This is a genomic window from Synechococcales cyanobacterium T60_A2020_003, from assembly GCA_015272205.1.
GTDB lineage: Bacteria > Cyanobacteriota > Cyanobacteriia > RECH01 > RECH01 > JACYMB01.
Map to the genome: position 1 here is coordinate 1 of JACYMB010000088.1, position 3096 is coordinate 3096.

Consider the following 3096-nt stretch of genomic DNA (forward strand, 5'->3'; position numbering starts at 1 on the left):
GGATTCGCAAAGACCACGCCCCGCAGACCATGAGCTTATTGCGACAGATTGCGTTATTTGGAGAGTGGGGAAACAGTAGAGGCTGGTGAGCCGGAGGGGGCAGAGGAACTGTTGCCTGTACCGGAGTTTGCCCAAGCGGTGCAGCTTACGGTGAGTGAGATTTTTGATTGGCTGAAGGAATAAGCTCTGAGCGTTCACGCAATATGCCTTACATCTGAACGTAGATGTAGGCCGGGTAGAACGCAGTGGAACCCGACAATATACAAACTTCAGATTACAAACGAGGTGAGCGTTGGGTTACGCATTTGCTTCGTTCAGTCTACTGGCTACACTTAAAATTATCGAATACGGCAATTTATTGTCAGATAAAACAATGGCTATTGCAACGAATCAACCTGCATATCAGAGTTCGCTTAGTGTTGAAGAGTTTCTGGCCTATTATGGTGGCGATAACCGCTACGAGCTGATTGATGGAGAAGTATTTGACGTGGAACCTACAGGTATTCATGAAGAGGTTGCCGCGTACATTACTACAAAACTTTGCGTTCAAATCGACACAATCGGCTTACCCTGGTTTATCCTTCAGCGAGGACTCTTGCGCCCCTCCAGCAGCGGTATGACGGCCTTTCGCCCTGATGTCGCAGTGATTGATAGAGAAGAACTGGTCAATGAACCGTTTTGGGCGGAGCAATCGATTTTGACCTCAGGTTGCTCGATCCGGTTTGTAGCGGAGGTAGTGAGTAGTAACTGGCAGAATGATTATGCCCGAAAGGTGGAGGATTACGCCGTTTTAGGTATCCCTGAATATTGGATTGTGGATTATGCCGGATTAGGAGGCACTCGCCACATTGGAAAGCCGAAACAACCCACGCTTTCGATTTGCACGCTGATCGATGGAGAGTATGGGATTCAGCAATTTCGGGGTAATGAGCCTATCATCTCTCAAATATTTCCAGACCTAAATTTGAGGGCTGATCAGGTGTTGAACGCTAGCCGGACATGAGTATTTCAGATCCCCGGCTTCTTCTGTGGCGTAGCAAGGGGGGGCGCAATTACAAAAGAAGCCGGGGATCTATAAAGCCAAAAAATTTTTTAGGCGCTCCGCGCCAAGGGAAAAGAAAAAAGAGAATAGGGCAAAAGGGCTATAGGGTAAAGGGCTAGGGTAAAGTCCTCGGAGAACCACAGACCACCCGAAACCCGAAAGAGTCGCTTTGATAGCCGGGAGCGACCCGAAGGCGGACAGCGGAACGGCAGACCCCAGGAACGCCATACCAGGAACCGCCCCGCAACGACCTATCGCTTGCCCCGCCTACGTTCCAAGCACTTCCATCCGTAGGTGCTTCTTCATAGTTCTCATGCCAGTAATCCAAACACCACTCCCAGACATTGCCGTGCATATCGTACAAACCAAAGGCATTGGGCGGAAAACTACCCACATCCGTTGTTTGTTCCCTATAAATTCCTTTTGGCCCTTGGCCATAGTTTCCCGGATAGACCGTGCCTTCATAGGTCCAACCCGTGCCGCAATAGTTGGCTAAATCAGTGGTGATCGTTTCGCCAAAATGAAACGGTGTCGTCGTTCCCGCTCGGCAGGCATATTCCCACTCCGCCTCGCTGGGTAATCGATACTCTCGTCCCGTCGTCTTTGACAGACGGGCACAAAACTCTACGGCCTCGAACCAACTTACGCGTTCCACTGGACGATTTAACCCTTTAAAGCCTGTCGGGTCAGGGTTCAACTCGAGCTTAACTTGGGGGAGGAGCGCTACCTGCTTCCATTGAGCTTGGGTCACTGGAAATTTGCCCATCCAGAAAGAGGGCACCTTCACCTGATGCTGTGGACGTTGGCTTTCATCACTCTCAGGTTCACCTTCCGGTGCGCCCATCTTGAACGTGCCTCCCGGAATCGCCACCATCTCCAGCATCACCCCTGCCCCCAAGTCCTCTGTAAAGTACTCGGCTCTGCCCCGGCGAGTCGTTGTAATCACCTTGGGCCTCCCCATTCCCAGAAGCCCAGTCTTTTCCACCCGCTCAATCGTGACAATGTCAAATTCAAAGGTTGGGTTTGAGGGTTTGGCTAGAGGAGGAGGGGGTTGGGAGATAGAAGAAGAAGGTTTACCATCTCGACTACCAGATTTTTCGGTCGGCGAGGGGTGAGAGGATAAGTCTACGGTCGGTTGGGGCTGAGCAGACCCAAGCGCCAGACGTTCGATCGCCTCAATCGCCTTTGAATCTGCCGGAGAAACCGCTAATACCCGAATCCACAATTGCTTTGCCACTTGATAATTTCGCCTGACCTCCGCCGATAATGCATCATTTTTCAGCGTCACAATATCCGCCAAATTTGCCCGCCGGGGCAGCAAAATCAAGTGATATTTGGTGGGGGGCTCGACAAATCCATAGGGGGTCTGAAGCGGCTTATTGAAGTCCTGGCTAATCTGCGGTACACGATTTCGCAAGCGCTGATATAGCCGCTCCACCGTGGCGCAATTGCCCTCGCCTTCCAGCCGCAAACTTTCCAGCAGCACATGGGTAAAGGCTCCCTGCTGCAACTCCTCAATTTCGTAGGAGGCTTCACGGGGACTACAGGAAAACAGCGTAATCACCCCCTGCTGCTTTTCCTCACCCATGCCCAGCCCGTCGCGGCGTCCCCCTCGGCGGCACGCATCGATGAACAAAATCACATTATCCGCACCACATCGCCGCAACCGTTCCGTCACCCAATGCAGCGGCAACGCCGTACTTTCCAGATCGCCCGGATCACCATCAATGGGAATGAGATAATCGCGTTCATCAAGCCTTGGTTGAGGCTGGATTAGTGCGGCAGATCAAAACTCCAACGATTGGAGAGGGAATTCAGCAACCCCTAATTCCGGTTCAAGGGGAGGCTATTTTTCAAACCATTGTTAGAGAACGGCGTATGAATTAAACGTAGCGGCAGCTAATGAGGGTTTATTTGTTGAGAATCCTAACGATTATCTGTAGGTTGATGGCATCAATCCCTGCGGGTCGATTCCCCGCCGCTCTGCGGCGTAAAATGCCAGGATGAGTGAGTACATCCATAAAAGCCATAACGTTACCGTTTTGCTCTACCAC

2 protein-coding genes and 1 pseudogene are annotated in these 3096 nt (G+C 51.5%); 2 read left to right on the plus strand and 1 reads right to left on the minus strand.

Going from position 1 to position 3096, the window contains the following annotated elements; translation table 11 throughout:
• Positions 1-93: 93 nt before the first annotated feature.
• Positions 94-183 (plus strand): annotated as a pseudogene (locus IGR76_04465) (Uma2 family endonuclease).
• 190 nt (positions 184-373) lie between these two features.
• Positions 374-1003, plus strand: a complete 630-nt coding sequence (locus IGR76_04470) for a Uma2 family endonuclease (GenBank protein ID MBF2077776.1) — start codon at positions 374-376, stop codon at positions 1001-1003.
• Between the two features lie 154 nt (positions 1004-1157).
• Here the strand turns inward: IGR76_04470 and IGR76_04475 are convergent, their stop codons facing one another.
• Positions 1158-2816, minus strand: a complete 1659-nt coding sequence (locus IGR76_04475) for an SUMF1/EgtB/PvdO family nonheme iron enzyme (protein ID MBF2077777.1) — start codon at positions 2814-2816, stop codon at positions 1158-1160.
• Between the last annotated feature and the right edge of the window lie 280 nt (positions 2817-3096).